Source organism: Streptomyces populi (genome assembly GCF_002911015.1).
Classification (GTDB): Bacteria; Actinomycetota; Actinomycetes; order Streptomycetales; family Streptomycetaceae; genus Streptomyces; species Streptomyces populi.
This window is the reverse complement of sequence record NZ_KZ627010.1, coordinates 1-13040: the sequence shown is the minus strand read 5'-3', so window position 1 is coordinate 13040 and position 13040 is coordinate 1. Positions and strand designations below refer to the sequence as shown.

Sequence of the window (13040 nt, the reverse complement as noted above, 5' to 3'; positions counted from 1 at the left end):
GTGGCGCAGCCTGCCCCTGTGGACCCTGGCGACAGGCGCCGTCCTCGGGCTGCTGCCGGCCTGCGCGTCGACGGCCTCCGAGCCACCGGACCCGTGGTTGTGTCTGAACCTGCTGCGGGCCTCCGCCCTCGCCTTCGCGCTGGGGCTGGCCTTCCTGCTCGACGACCCGGCCCGGCACACCACGGCCGCGGTGCCGGTCAGGCGTCCGGTGCGGACCGGGCTGCGGCTGGTGCTCGTCGTGCCGTTCATGGCGCTGTGCTGGACGGCCGCGCTGTTCCTCGTGCCCGCCGAGAGCCGGCCCCCGATGGGCGGGATCAGCCTGGAGGCGGCCGCCCTCATGGTCCTCGCGCTGGCCTGGGCGCTCGTCGCTGTGCGGCACTCGGAGACCGGCGAACCGGGGATCGCGATATCCGCCGGGCTCCTGGGCGCGTTCTTCGGTGCCGCCCTGCTGCTCCCCGAACGCTGGGCGCTCTTCGTCGGACCGTCCGACCCGCACTGGGACGACGCGCACCGGCGCTGGGCGGGTGTCCTGGTCGTGGCGGTGCTGGTCGGGGCCCGCTCCCTGGCCGAACCCCTGCGGCGGCGCCGGACGGCCGTCTTCGCCCGCCGCTGACCTCGGCCTTCGGAGTGGTGCTCGCGCACCGAGGGCTCAGGACTCGGTGCGGTACATCAGATCCGTCTCGTGGGTGACGAAGCCGAGACGCTCGTAGACGGAGACCGCTGCCTTGTTGTCGGCATCGACGTAGAGCATCGCGGTGGGCAGGGTCTGGGCGGCGAGGTGGCGCAGTCCGATCGTGGTCAGCGCCTTGCCGAGTCCGCCCCCCTGGGCGCCGGGACGCACGCCGAGGACGTACACCTCGCCCAGCCCCTCCTCGGCGTGCACCTTGGTCCAGTGGAAGCCGACGAGTTCGTCGTCGCGGAAGGCGAGGAAGAAGCCGGCCGGGTCGAACCACGGCTCGGCGGTCCGGTCGTCCAGGTCGCGCTGGGTGAGGGAGCCCTGCTCGGGGTGGTGGGCGAACGCGGCGGCGTTCACGGCGAGCCAGGCGGCGTCGTCCTGGCCCGGCACGAAGGTCCGGACGGTCACCCCCTCCGGCAGCTTCGGCTCGGGCAGGTCGAGGCTCTCCAACGGGCGCCGCATCTGGCGCAGTTCGCGGAAGAGGGTGAGGCCGAGGACCTGTGCGAGATGCCGGGCGGCGGAGTGACCGCCGTGCGCCCACACCCGCAGCCGTTTCCCGGACTCGTTGAGCATCGCCGAGCCGAGCGCCCGTCCGTGCCCGTGCCCCCGGTGCGCCGGATGGACGACCAGTTCGGCGGCCGGTGCCTCGACCGGGTCGGTGTCCTCCAACTGCGCGTAGCCGACCAGTTCGCCGCCGACGGTCAGCAGCAGATGGCGGACTCCCTCTCGGCTCCCGCCCTTCAGCTGAAGCCGTCCCTGCTCGGACACGGCCTGCTGTCCATCGGCCCGGGCGGAGTCCGAGAGCAGCCGGAGCACGTCCTCGGCTTGGGCCGGGGAGAGCGCGGAGCAGGCCTCGATGGAGCGGGAGAGGGCGAAGGGTGCCGCGTCGTCGCTGGTCATGCATACGAGGGTACGGCCCGGCGGTGGGGGGACAAGGAGTTGGGCGACGTGGACACGGGGCGTGGCGGGGAAGGACGAGTCGGCAAGGCCGAGGGGTGTCTCCGCGGCTCGGGGCAGGAAGGCCGCGAGGCGTCTCCGCGGTCCGGGGCAGGGGGGCGGGGGGGGGGCGTCTCCGGGGCCCGGGGCAGGAGGGTGAGGCGCGTCCGATGGTGCCCGGCGGACGGCGGTGACGTGGTGGTCGGCTCCCGGTGTGGTGATGGCAACCAGCCCGTAACCCTCAACCCCCTTCCGCGCTACGCGCGTTGATTCTAAAGTGCGTGCAAAGCCGGGGTTGTTCACCAGCCCGCACAGGGTTCGCACCACCCGCTCGGCTCACGCACGGCACACCGTTTCGGCCTCTCACCGTTCTCCAGGGGGAACCATGCCGCCCACGATCCGGTCCAGACGCACTCATCGCCTCCTCGCGGCAGCCGCCGGTCTCGCCACCGTCGGGGCGCTGGCCGCCGCGATGCCGGCGAGCGCGCACCAGGACGGGGCGACACCGTCGCACCACCACGGCAGCGGCCGTTACCAGGACGTCCAGTTGCTGTCCTTCAACGACCTGCACGGCAATCTGGAGCCGCCGACCGGTTCCTCGGGCCGGGTCACGGAGCTACAGGCGGACGGCACGACGAAGACCGTCGACGCGGGTGGTGTCGAGTACCTGGCCACGCATCTGCGCGACGCCCGCAAGGGCAACAAGTACTCGATCACGGCGGCCGCCGGTGACATGGTCGGCGCCTCCCCGCTGATCTCCGGCCTCTTCCACGACGAGCCGACGATCGAGGCGCTCAACGGTCTCGACCTCGACGTCACTTCGGTCGGCAACCACGAGTTCGACGAGGGTGCCAAGGAACTGGCCCGGCTCCAGAAGGGCGGCTGCCACCCGACGGACGGCTGTTACGACGGCAAGAAGTTCAAGGGCGCGGACTTCCCCTACCTCGCGGCGAACGTGACCGACGAGAAGACCGGCAGGCCGATCCTCAAGCCCTACTGGGTGTGGAAGAAGAACGGCGTCAAGGTCGGCTTCATCGGCGTCACGCTGGAGGGCACGCCGAACATCGTGTCCGCCGAGGGTGTCAAGGGCCTGAAGTTCGGCGACGAGGTCGAGACGATCAACAAGTACGCCAAGGAGCTCCAGCGCCAGGGCGTGAAGTCGATCGTCGCGCTGATCCACGAGGGCGGGTCGCCCGCGTCGACGGCGTACAACTACGACTGCGACAGCCCCGGCGCCGGCGACGGCATCTCCGGGCCGATCGTCGACATCGCGAAGAACGTCACGCCGGCGGTGGACGCGCTGATCACCGGCCACACCCACCAGGCGTACGCGTGCACCATCCCCGACCCGGCGGGCCGTCCGCGCATGGTCACCTCGGCCTCCTCCTTCGGCCGGCTCTACACGGACACGACGCTGACGTACGACCGCTGGACCGGTGACATCGCCCGTACGGCGGTGAAGTCCGCGAACCACGTGGTCACGCGCGATGTCGCGAAGGCCGCCGACATGACGACGCTGATCACCAGGTGGAAGGCGCTCTCCGCACCGATCGCCTCACGTCCCCTCGGCTACATCGCGGGCGACATCGGCAACACCGGCACCGAGTCCCCGGCCGGCGACCTGATCGCCGACGCGCAGCTCGCGTACGCCAGGTCCGTCGACCCGGAGGCCGACCTCGCGTTCATGAACCCGGGCGGCATCCGCGCCGGACTCACCTACGCGGCCGGCGGCGGCGAGGGCGACGGAGTGGTGACCTACGGGGAGGCGTACACGGTCCAGCCGTTCGCCAACACCGTCAACCTGGTCGACCTCACCGGCGCACAGGTGATCACCGCGCTCCAGCAGCAGGTCAGCGGCGCCAACGAGGCCTCCCCGAAGATCCTCCAGATCTCCAAGGGCCTCACCTACACCCTCGACCTGACCAAGACCGGCGCGGCGCGTGTCGTCGCCGACTCGGTCAAGCTGGACGGCACCGCGATCGACCCGGCCGCCACCTACCGCGTCGCGATGAACTCCTTCCTCGCGGGCGGCGGCGACGGCTTCGCCGAGCTCGGCAAGGGCGGCAACGTCCGTGTCGGCGAGGACGACCTGGCGGCCCTGGGCGCCTACCTGACGGCCAACTCCTCGACCACGGCGCCGTACCCGGTCCCGGCGGCGGACCGGATCACGGTCGTGAAGTAACCGGAGACCGCCGACCCGGCCCCTCGGCCGGTTCGTCGGCGGGCCCCTCGGCCGGTCCGGCGTCCGTCCGCCGGACCGCACCGGCCCGTGTGCCGTGGACGAGCGAGCCCCCACCCGGCCGGGTGGGGGCTCGCTCGCGACCGGGAGCCGGTCAGGGCACGTCGGGCGGGGCCGTCGGAGCCCCCGGGAGCCGCACGGCCGCGATCGTGCCGCCGCCCTCCGCGGGACGCAGCGCCACCTCGCCGCCGCACTGCTGGACCGTGCGGGCCACGATGGACAGGCCGAGGCCCGAGCCGGGCAGGGCCCGAGCGTCCGGGGAACGCCAGAAGCGGTCGAAGACGTGCGGGAGTTCGTCGTCGGGGATGCCGGGACCGTGGTCGCGCACGGTCAGCTCGCCGTCCTTCAGCCGGACGTCGACCGTGCCGCCCGCGGGACTGAACTTCACCGCGTTGTCGAGGACGTTCACGATCGCCCGCTCCAGGGCGGAGGGCTCCGCCCGGACGAACCAGGGCTCCAGATCGGCCGTGATCGTCAGCTCCGGGCCGCGCAGCCGGGCCCTGCGCAGGGCCGCCTCCACGGTGTCCCGGAGCGCCACGACCTCCACCCGGTCGGCCGCGTGCCCCGCGTCCGACCGCGACAGCGTCTGGAGGTCCCCGATCAGCACCGCCAGCTCGGTCATCTGCGCCGTCACCGAGGCGAGCAGCGCCTTGCGGTCCGCCGGAGGGATCGGGCGGCCGGTCTCCTCGCTCCGGGTGAGGAGTTCGATGTTCGTGCGCAGGGAGGTGAGCGGCGTCCGCAGCTCGTGCCCGGCGTCGGCGATGAGCTGCTGCTGGAGTTCGCGGGAGCTGGCGAGGGAGGCGGTCATCGAGTTGAAGGAGCGGGACAGCCGGGCGATCTCGTCGTCGCTCTCCTCGTCCACGGGGATGCGGATGGTGAGGTCCTCGGTGCGGGCGACGTGCTCCACGGCGTCCGTGAGCTCGTCGACCGGGCGCAGCCCGGCCCGGGCGACCCAGAGCCCGGCGGCACCGGCGCCGATCACTCCGATGCCGCCGACGAGCAGGAGCACCAGGGCCAGTTCGTTGAGGGTGGAGTTGGTGCCCTTGAGGGGGACGGCGTACATGGTGGCGGCGTTCGGGTAGATCGCCGTCGTGCCGTCCGGCTTGACGTAGATCAGGGGGACCGTCAGGACCCGTACGGGATTGCCCTTGGTGTCGCTGCCGTTGCGGAAGTTGCCGTGGTTCGCGACCGGGTTCTCGGCGAAGTCGGTGTCGGCACTCGTGATCTCGATCTTGCCCGGTGAGATGGGGGCCACGCAGGACCCGCCGTCCGCGGTGATCACCTGGAGGTAGGTCTCGAACCGGGCCCGGAATCCTCCGGCATCGGGCGGTGTCTGACCGGACGGGGCGTTCGGGGTGCTGCTGCAGTTCTCAAGGGTGCCGGCGATGTTCCTGCCCTGCGGGCGGGTCGCCGAGGACTGCAACTGGTCGTTCAGCTCGGCGTACAGCTTGCCCTGGACGATGAACCAGCACGTCACCGAGACCGCCGCCACCGCGAACGCCACCGCCGCCGCCACCAGCAGGGCCAGTCGTGAGCGCAGGGGCAGGGTCCTGAACCTGCGCATCACTCCGCGCCACCGGACCGCAGCACGTATCCCACGCCCCGCACCGTGTGGACCAGGCGCGGTTCGCCGCCCGCCTCCGTCTTGCGGCGCAGGTACATGACGTAGACGTCGAGGGAGTTCGACGACGGCTCGAAGTCGAAGCCCCAGACGGCCTTCAGGATCTGCTCGCGGGTGAGGACCTGGCGCGGGTGGGCCAGGAACATCTCCAGCAGGGTGAACTCGGTGCGGGTGAGTTCCACCGGGCGCCCCGCCCGGGTGACCTCGCGCGTCGACAGGTCCATGCGCAGGTCGCCGAAGGTCAGCGCGTCGTCCTCGGCGACCGCGCCCGCGGACGCCGCGTACGAGCTGCGCCGCAGCAACGCCCGGATGCGGGCGAAGAGTTCGTCGAGCTCGAAGGGCTTGACGAGGTAGTCGTCCGCCCCGGCGTCCAGCCCGGTGACCCGGTCGCCGACCGTGTCCCGGGCCGTCAGCATGAGGATCGGCGTGGTGGTGCCCGCGCCGCGCATCCGGCGGGCCGCGGTGAGGCCGTCCATGCGGGGCATCTGGATGTCGAGGACGACCAGGTCGGGCTGGTAGGCGATCGCCTTCTCCAGGGCGTCCGCGCCGTCGACCGCGACCTCGGTGTCGTACCCCTCGAAGGCGAGGCTGCGCTTGAGTGCGTCGCGCACGGCCGGCTCGTCGTCGACGATCAGGATGCGCTGGGTGTCACGGTCGCCTTCGGCGGGGCTCATGGGCGTCGGGTTCCTCGGGTGGGATGGGGCGTGATCGGGTGCTTTCAGCCTCGCACGTTCCTCGGCTGTCCCGGAATGGATCAGGTTCGTACGGTGCGACGGCGGCCGGAGGCCAGGCGCTGCTTGGGCCGGGAGACGGCGGGGACCAGTTCGGGGGCGCGCCGGACGGGCGGGTGCAGCTCGCGGGCGACCGCCAGGGCGAGGCCGAGTGCGGACGCGTCCCCCGCGGCGGTGGTGTGCCGGACGCTCTTGATCTTCATGGCGGCCTCCGGGGCCTAGCTGTCGGAACCGCCGGCCCGCAGCGCGGCCAGGTCGGACTTGACGGTGTTGATCGGGATGGCGAAGCCGAGGCCGACGCTGCCCGCGCTCGACGAGGAGGACGAGGAGTCCGAGGCGGCGGAGTACATCGCGGAGTTGATGCCGACGATGTTGCCGTTCATGTCGATGAGGGCGCCGCCGGAGTTGCCCGGGTTGAGCGAGGCGTCGGTCTGCAGGGCCTTGTACGTCGTCGTGGAGGAGCCGGTGTCGCCGTTGAACTGGCGGCCGCCGAACTCGAACGGCCACTGGCCGTTGCCGCCGCCCTGCTGTTGCTGTCCCTGGCTCTCGTCGGTGGAGACGGTCACGTCCCGGTCGAGGGCGGAGACGATGCCGCTGGTGACGGTGCCGGTCAGGCCCTCGGGGGACCCGATCGCGACGACCTGGTCGCCGACCTGGACGCCGTCGGAGTCGCCGAGCGTGGCCGGCTTCAGACCGGACGGAGCGTCCTCCAGCTCGATCAGGGCGAGGTCCTTCTTGCTGTCGGTGCCGACGACCTTCGCGGTGTACGACTTGCCGTCGTTCAGCTGGACCTTGATCTCGGAGGCGCCCGAGATGACGTGGTTGTTGGTGATGATCTCCCCGCCGGTCGTGATGATCACGCCCGAGCCGGTGGACGAGCCCGCGTTCGAGGTCGCGCTGATCTCGACGATGCTCGGGCTGACCGCCTTGGCGACGCCGGAGACCGTGCCGCGCTGGCTGGTGGGCACCACGTTGGTGCTGGTGCTGCTGGAGGCGACGGTGTCGTTGCCGGTCAGCTCCTGGAAGGCGTACGCGGTGCCGCCGCCGATCGCCGCGGCGACGATCGCCACGGCGGCGAGCAGGGCGAACGGACCCTTGGCGCGCCGCTTGGCGGGCGGGGCGGCCGGGGGCTCGGGGTGGCCGGGAGCCACCGTGGCGAACACCGCGGTGGAGCCGACGGGGTCGGGCTCGGGGTGGCCGGCGTACGGGCCGGCGGTGTGGCCGCCCCCGTCGCCGCCGCCGTGACCGGATCCCGGCCACACGGTGGTGCCCGGCTCGATGTGGACCGGCCCGGCCGGGGCGTACGCCGGCGGCGGGGGCCACTCGGGGTTCACGGGAGAGGAGGGGTGCGACTGCTGCTCGGGGTACGCGGACCCGTGGTGGTCGCCCTGGGGGTACTCGCCGCTGCGGCGGAAGCTCTCGGTCATGAAAAAAGACTGTCCCCCGATCATGAGAGCTCCCTGAGTGGCCTCTGAGAAGCCCGACAGAACCTCGTATGCCCGATATAAAGACGCTTCCTGCGAGCTGCCTGAGAGACCCCTGCGGGCGGCTTGAGAACCACCTGTGCGTCCACGCGGGATGCGCGCCGGGCGGTCGCGCCGCGCTTTCGCCGCGTGTCCGGCCACGCACCCTGTGTGGTCCCGTCCCGCTCCGGAGAACAGCGGGTTGCGTCCGGGTGATGTCCCGGAACGCCGGGGGCGAACACTCTTTTGACCGCTGTGAAGGCCGTGTGTCCGGAGGCTGGTGATGCCTACGATTCCCGGGCCGGAGGGGGGCTCCGCGGTTACGTCCGATGTCGATGCGCGCTCGCCGTCGACGGTCGGGCCGGTGCGTCGTACGCCCTTCTCGGGCCTTTGACGAGAAGGAACACGCACCCACACCAGGAGTCCTGAGTGATACCTGCCCTGCGCGACCGTTGGAGACGCCCCGTCACGGCGTTGCCGACGGCCGCTCTCGCGCTGGCGCTGACCTGCGCCGGCGCCCTCGCGGCACAGCCCGCCTCCGCGGCCGGTGACCCGGCCCCCCTGCCCGGCGCGAGCGTCGCCCGGGCCACGGCGGCGCCCGCGCCGACCGCCTCCGACAAGGAGCTGCGCCACCGCGTCGTCGAGGCCGCCGAGACCCAGGCGACCCCCGGCACCGCGCCCAAGAAGACGCCGTTCATCATCGGCGGCAGCGAGACGACGATCTCCTCCGCGCCGTGGATGGTCCAGCTCTCCTACTACGACAGTGCGGCGGGGACCGGCTACTTCTGCGGCGGCACCCTGGTCGCCCCGAACAAGGTCCTGACGGCGGCCCACTGCGTCGCCGGTCTGGACTGGGCGGACAACGGCGCGGTCGTCGCCGGTGCCACCGGTCTGCTGGACAGCACCAACGGCACCGTCGCGGGCGTCTGGCGCCAGTGGAACCACCCGCACTTCAACAGCTCGACCCTCCAGAACGACGTCGCGGTCCTCACCCTGGACCGTCCGCTGGAGCAGCAGTGGGCGAAGCTGGCGGCCGCGGGCGACAGCGCCTCGTACAAGGCCGGCAACTCCGCCACCGTCTATGGCTGGGGTCTGACCTCGGGCGCCACGGACGCCGACCTGTCGGCGAACCTGCGCAAGGTCACCCTGCCGCTGGTCTCCGACGCGACCTGCGACAGCGCGATGAAGACCGTCCTCGGCGAGGACGACTTCGTCGAGGGCTCCATGTTCTGCGCGGGAACCCCGGCCACCGGTGTCGACGAGGGCACCAAGAGCCCGTGCAACGGTGACTCCGGCGGCCCGGTGATGTTCGGCGGCAAGATCGTCGGCATCGTCTCCTGGGGCGTGTCCGGCTGCACCGCCAAGGGCGCCTACCCGGTGTTCACCAAGGTGTCCTCGTACACCTGGGCGGCCCAGCCCCGGATCGACGACACGGACCTGACGTTCGACGGGCGCGCCGACCTGCTGGAGCGCACGCCCTCCGGCGGCCTGTTCGAGCAGGACAGCAAGGGAACCTCGCTCACCACGCGTGCCTACCAGGGCAACGGCTGGCAGAACGCGAGCTGGGTCCTCCAGGCCGATCTGGACCGGGACTTCTACCAGGACCTGATCATGCGGGACAAGGGCGACGGCAAGCTCTACCGCAGCTACATGAACCACGGCTCGGGCCAGTTCGAGTGGATGCAGATCAGCTCGGTGTGGGGCGGCTACAAGTCGTACGCCGTCCCCGGTGACCTGACCGGTGACGCCCGCCCCGACCTGGTCGCGGTGGACGCCGACGGTTCGGTCTACCTCTACCCGGGCAAGGGCACCGGCCAGTTCTACGGCCGCGTCAAGATCGTCGACAGGGCCTGGAAGAACGTCAGGATCTTCGGTCACGGCGACCTGTCCGGCGACGGCCGCGCCGACCTGCTGGTCCGCAACAGCTCGGGCGTCCTGTATCTCTACCGGGGCACGCAGGTCGAGAAGACCCCGTTCTCCGCGCGCGTCCAGGCGCGTACGGGCTGGAACTTCACCTCGTACGTGGCCAACGGCGATGTCACCGGTGACGGCATCGCCGACGTGATCGCCCGCGACTCGGGCGGCACGCTCTGGCTCTACCCGGGCACGAACAAGGCCTCCAGCAGCCTCTTCGGCACCCGCAAGAGCCTCGGCACCGGCTTCAACCAGTACAACCTGCTGTTCTAGGCCCCGCCAGGCCCGGTACGGCACAAGGAGATCCCCGCGTCCCCTCAGGGGCGCGGGGATCTGCGCCGTCGTGCGCGGTGAGGGCGATCAGGGGCGGCTGCGGGCCGCCGGAGGCTACTCGCAGCCGCAGGACTGGCGTACCACCAGGCGCGAGGGGAACAGCTTCAGCCGCTCGCGGCGGGAGCCGGGTACCCGCAGCCCGTCGTCCAGGACGAGGTCCACGGCCGCGCGGGCCATCGCCGAGCGGTCCGATGCGATCGTCGTCAGGGGAGGGTCGGTCAGGGCCGCCTCCTTGACGTCGTCGAACCCGGCGACCGCCAGCTGACCCGGCACGTCGATGCGCAGTTCGCGCGCGGCGCGCAGGACACCGATCGCCTGGTCGTCGGTGGAGCAGAAGATCGCCGGCGGCCGGTGCGGTCCGGCGAGCAGTTCCAGGGCGACGCGGTAGGCGTCGTAGCGGTTGTACGGGGCCTCGAAGAGGCGTCCCTCGGTCGGCTTGCCCGCCTCCTGCATGGCGCGCCGCCAGCCCTCGACGTGGTCGGAGACGGGGTCGCCGACCGCGGGGGTCTCGGCCGTGCCGCCGAGACAGGCCACGTACTCGTACCCGTGCTCCAGGAGGTGCCGGGTGGCGAGCTGGGCGCCCCCTATGTCGTCGGTGACGACGGCGACGTCGTCGATCGCCTCGGGGCGCTCGTGCAGGAGCACCACACGGGCGTCCCAGGCGTCGATCTCGGCGGCCGCGTGGTCGTTCAGCGCGTGGCTGACGAGGATCAGCCCGGAGACCCGCATGCCGAGGAAGGCGCGCAGATAGTGGACCTCGCGCTCGGCGATGTAGTCGGAGTTGCCGACCAGGACCATTTTCCCGCGCTCGGCGGCGGCCTGTTCGACGGCGTGCGCCATCTCCCCGAAGAAGGGCTGGCGCGCGTCCGGCACGATCAGGCCTATGAGTTCCGTCCGCCGCGAGGCCATGGCCTGGGCGACCCGGTCGGGCCGGTACCCCAGTTCCTTGATCGCGGCGAGAACGCGCTCGCGCGTGGCCGGGGCGACCGGCCGGGGTCCGTTGTTGATGACGTAACTGACGACGGCGGTGGAAGTACCCGCCAGCCGCGCCACATCATCCCTAGTCACCTTGGCCACGCGCGGAGTCTACGCGGATGGACCTACCTCTGGGCAGGGCGTACGGCAGCTTCCTGGGGCTGCGCGGCGGCCTGCGTGGGAGCGGTCCCGTCCGGGCGCGCCGTCTCGTCCGCATCCTCCGGCTTTGGCCGGGCCGCCTTGGCCTTCGCCTCGTCGGCGCCGCGTTCCACCTTCTCGGGGGTAACGAATCGGTAACCGACGTTCCGGACGGTTCCGATCAGCGCCTCGTGCTCGGGTCCGAGCTTCGCGCGCAGGCGCCGCACGTGGACGTCGACCGTGCGGGTGCCGCCGAAGTAGTCGTAGCCCCAGACCTCCTGGAGCAGCTGGGCGCGGGTGAAGACCCGTCCCGGGTGCTGCGCGAGGTACTTCAGGAGCTCGAACTCCTTGAAGGTGAGGTCGAGCACCCGGCCCTTGAGCTTGGCGCTGTAGGTCGCCTCGTCGACGGAGAGGTCGCCGTTGCGGATCTCCATCGGGGAGTCGTCGTTGACGATCTGCTGGCGGCCCATCGCGAGCCGCAGGCGCGCCTCGACCTCGGCGGGGCCCGCCGTGTCGAGGAGGACGTCGTCGATGCCCCAGTCGGCGGTGACGGCCGCGAGGCCGCCCTCGGTCACGACGAGGACGAGCGGACAGCCGGGCCCCGTGGAGCGCAGCAGCTGGCACAGACTGCGGACCTGTGGGAGGTCACGCCGTCCGTCGATCAGGATGACGTCGGCACCGGGGGTGTCGACGAGGGCGGGGCCCTCCGCCGGAGCCACGCGCACGTTGTGCAGCAGCAGGCCGAGAGCGGGAAGCACCTCCGTCGACGGCTGGAGGGCGTTGGTCAGGAGCAGAAGAGAGCTCATCGCGTCTCACCCGCTCGGGTCGTCCTGCCTTCGTGCACGGTTCGCTCGCCCATAACGTCTGGTTCCTCCTCGGTCCCTGCGAGGACGTTTGCGGCACTGCTCTGTACGTGCGGCTCCCGCGATCCCAGGGATCCGCAGCGCCTCCGAAGCCCCGTACACCTGCGGTTTCCCGCTTCGTATACAACGCTCGTGAAAGCACAAAAGGACCCGGGGGCTACTCTGCCCGAGTCCTCATGCCCAGCAGAATAGCCCACATGAGCCCAGGTCCGGCAGGTCACATGACGCGATCTTCCAAGAGTCCACGCCTCGAGACGGCGTCACGCGCCCCCTCGCGGAGGTTTCTGCGTACGGCCGACGGGGTGACGATCGACGCGGCCCACGACCCCGGAGCGGAGTCGTCCGGTGACCTCGCGTTCATCGTCGCGCACGGATTCACGGGTGATCTGGACCGTCCGCACGTCCGTCGCGCGGCCGGTGTCCTCGCCCGTCGCGGGGCGGTGGTGACCTTCTCCTTCCGTGGTCACGGAGCCTCCGGCGGCCGCTCCACGGTCGGTGACCGCGAGGTCCTCGACCTGGCGGCGGCGGTCGCCTGGGCGCGTGAACTCGGGCACACCCGGATCGTGACCGTCGGCTTCTCGATGGGCGGCTCGGTGGTGCTGCGGCACGCGGCGCTCTACGGGGAGAAGGGACCGCAGTCCGGGACGGGCGGACCGGAGTCCGCCCGGGAGCGCGAGGGGCGCACGCGGGCGCGTACGGACGCGGTGGTCTCGGTGAGCGCCCCGGCCCGCTGGTACTACCGGGCACGGCCCCCATGCGGCGGCTGCACTGGCTGGTGACCCGTCCGGAGGGCCGGATCGTGGGCCGGGTCGGGCTGCGGACCCGTATCCACCACCGTGACTGGGACCCGGTGCCGGCGTCCCCGGTCGAGTGCGTCCCCCACATCGCGCCGACCCCGCTCCTCGTCGTCCACGGCGACCGGGACGGTTATTTCCCCCTCGATCACCCGCGGGCGCTGGCCGAGGCCTCCGGCGGCCACGCCGAGCTGTGGCTGGAGCACGGGATGGGGCACGCCGAGAACGCGGCCGCCGACGACCTGCTCACCCGTATCGGGGACTGGGGCGCCGCCCACGCGGGCTAGCCTGGCGGGGTTCACGCAAACAGGTGCGCGGACACCACACACCAGAACACATCAGATCGCTGATTGAGGA

General features: G+C 71.6%; 10 protein-coding genes and 1 pseudogene. 4 read left to right on the top strand and 7 right to left on the bottom strand.

The annotated features are described in order from the left end of the window. Nucleotides 1–613 (top strand): ABC transporter (locus CW362_RS40350; RefSeq protein WP_103554562.1); only part of this gene is annotated, 613 nt, incomplete at its 5' end. A 36-nt stretch (nucleotides 614–649) separates the two neighbouring features. Here CW362_RS40350 and mshD read toward each other — a convergent pair. Next, nucleotides 650–1576 (bottom strand): mycothiol synthase, encoded by a 927-nt coding sequence (gene mshD, locus CW362_RS40345; RefSeq protein WP_103554561.1) that lies wholly within the window; start codon nucleotides 1574–1576, stop codon nucleotides 650–652. A gap of 421 nt (nucleotides 1577–1997) precedes the next feature. Here mshD and CW362_RS40340 point away from each other — a divergent pair, with 421 nt between their 5' ends. After that, nucleotides 1998–3794, top strand: coding sequence for a bifunctional metallophosphatase/5'-nucleotidase (locus tag CW362_RS40340; protein ID WP_103554560.1), 1797 nt, complete (start codon nucleotides 1998–2000; stop codon nucleotides 3792–3794). 151 nt (nucleotides 3795–3945) lie between these two features. On the opposite strand, the gene CW362_RS40335 is transcribed toward CW362_RS40340, so the two are convergent. From CW362_RS40335 to CW362_RS40320, 4 genes are all read right to left on the bottom strand, one after another. Next, entirely contained in the window at nucleotides 3946–5415 is a 1470-nt protein-coding gene (locus tag CW362_RS40335; protein WP_103554559.1) for a HAMP domain-containing sensor histidine kinase, read from the bottom strand. Next, nucleotides 5415–6146: a response regulator transcription factor gene (locus CW362_RS40330; RefSeq protein ID WP_103554558.1), complete on the bottom strand. Its 732-nt coding sequence runs from the start codon at nucleotides 6144–6146 to the stop codon at nucleotides 5415–5417. Before CW362_RS40330 ends, CW362_RS40335 begins: the two co-directional genes overlap by 1 nt. A gap of 80 nt (nucleotides 6147–6226) precedes the next feature. After that, nucleotides 6227–6406: a hypothetical protein gene (locus CW362_RS40325; protein ID WP_103554557.1), complete on the bottom strand. Its 180-nt coding sequence runs from the start codon at nucleotides 6404–6406 to the stop codon at nucleotides 6227–6229. 15 nt (nucleotides 6407–6421) lie between these two features. Next, nucleotides 6422–7630: a S1C family serine protease gene (locus CW362_RS40320; protein ID WP_103554556.1), complete on the bottom strand. Its 1209-nt coding sequence runs from the start codon at nucleotides 7628–7630 to the stop codon at nucleotides 6422–6424. 465 nt (nucleotides 7631–8095) lie between these two features. Here CW362_RS40320 and CW362_RS40315 point away from each other — a divergent pair, with 465 nt between their 5' ends. Then, nucleotides 8096–9853: a trypsin-like serine protease gene (locus CW362_RS40315; RefSeq protein WP_103554555.1), complete on the top strand. Its 1758-nt coding sequence runs from the start codon at nucleotides 8096–8098 to the stop codon at nucleotides 9851–9853. 114 nt (nucleotides 9854–9967) lie between these two features. On the opposite strand, the gene CW362_RS40310 is transcribed toward CW362_RS40315, so the two are convergent. Next, nucleotides 9968–10990, bottom strand: coding sequence for a LacI family DNA-binding transcriptional regulator (locus CW362_RS40310; protein WP_078943371.1), 1023 nt, complete (start codon nucleotides 10988–10990; stop codon nucleotides 9968–9970). Between the two features lie 23 nt (nucleotides 10991–11013). Then, nucleotides 11014–11832 (bottom strand): winged helix-turn-helix transcriptional regulator, encoded by an 819-nt coding sequence (locus CW362_RS40305; protein WP_103554554.1) that lies wholly within the window; start codon nucleotides 11830–11832, stop codon nucleotides 11014–11016. A 278-nt stretch (nucleotides 11833–12110) separates the two neighbouring features. On the opposite strand from CW362_RS40305, the pseudogene CW362_RS40300 reads away from it, so the two are divergent. Beyond that, a pseudogene (locus tag CW362_RS40300) lies at nucleotides 12111–12970 on the top strand (alpha/beta hydrolase). The last annotated feature ends 70 nt before the right edge of the window (nucleotides 12971–13040 follow it).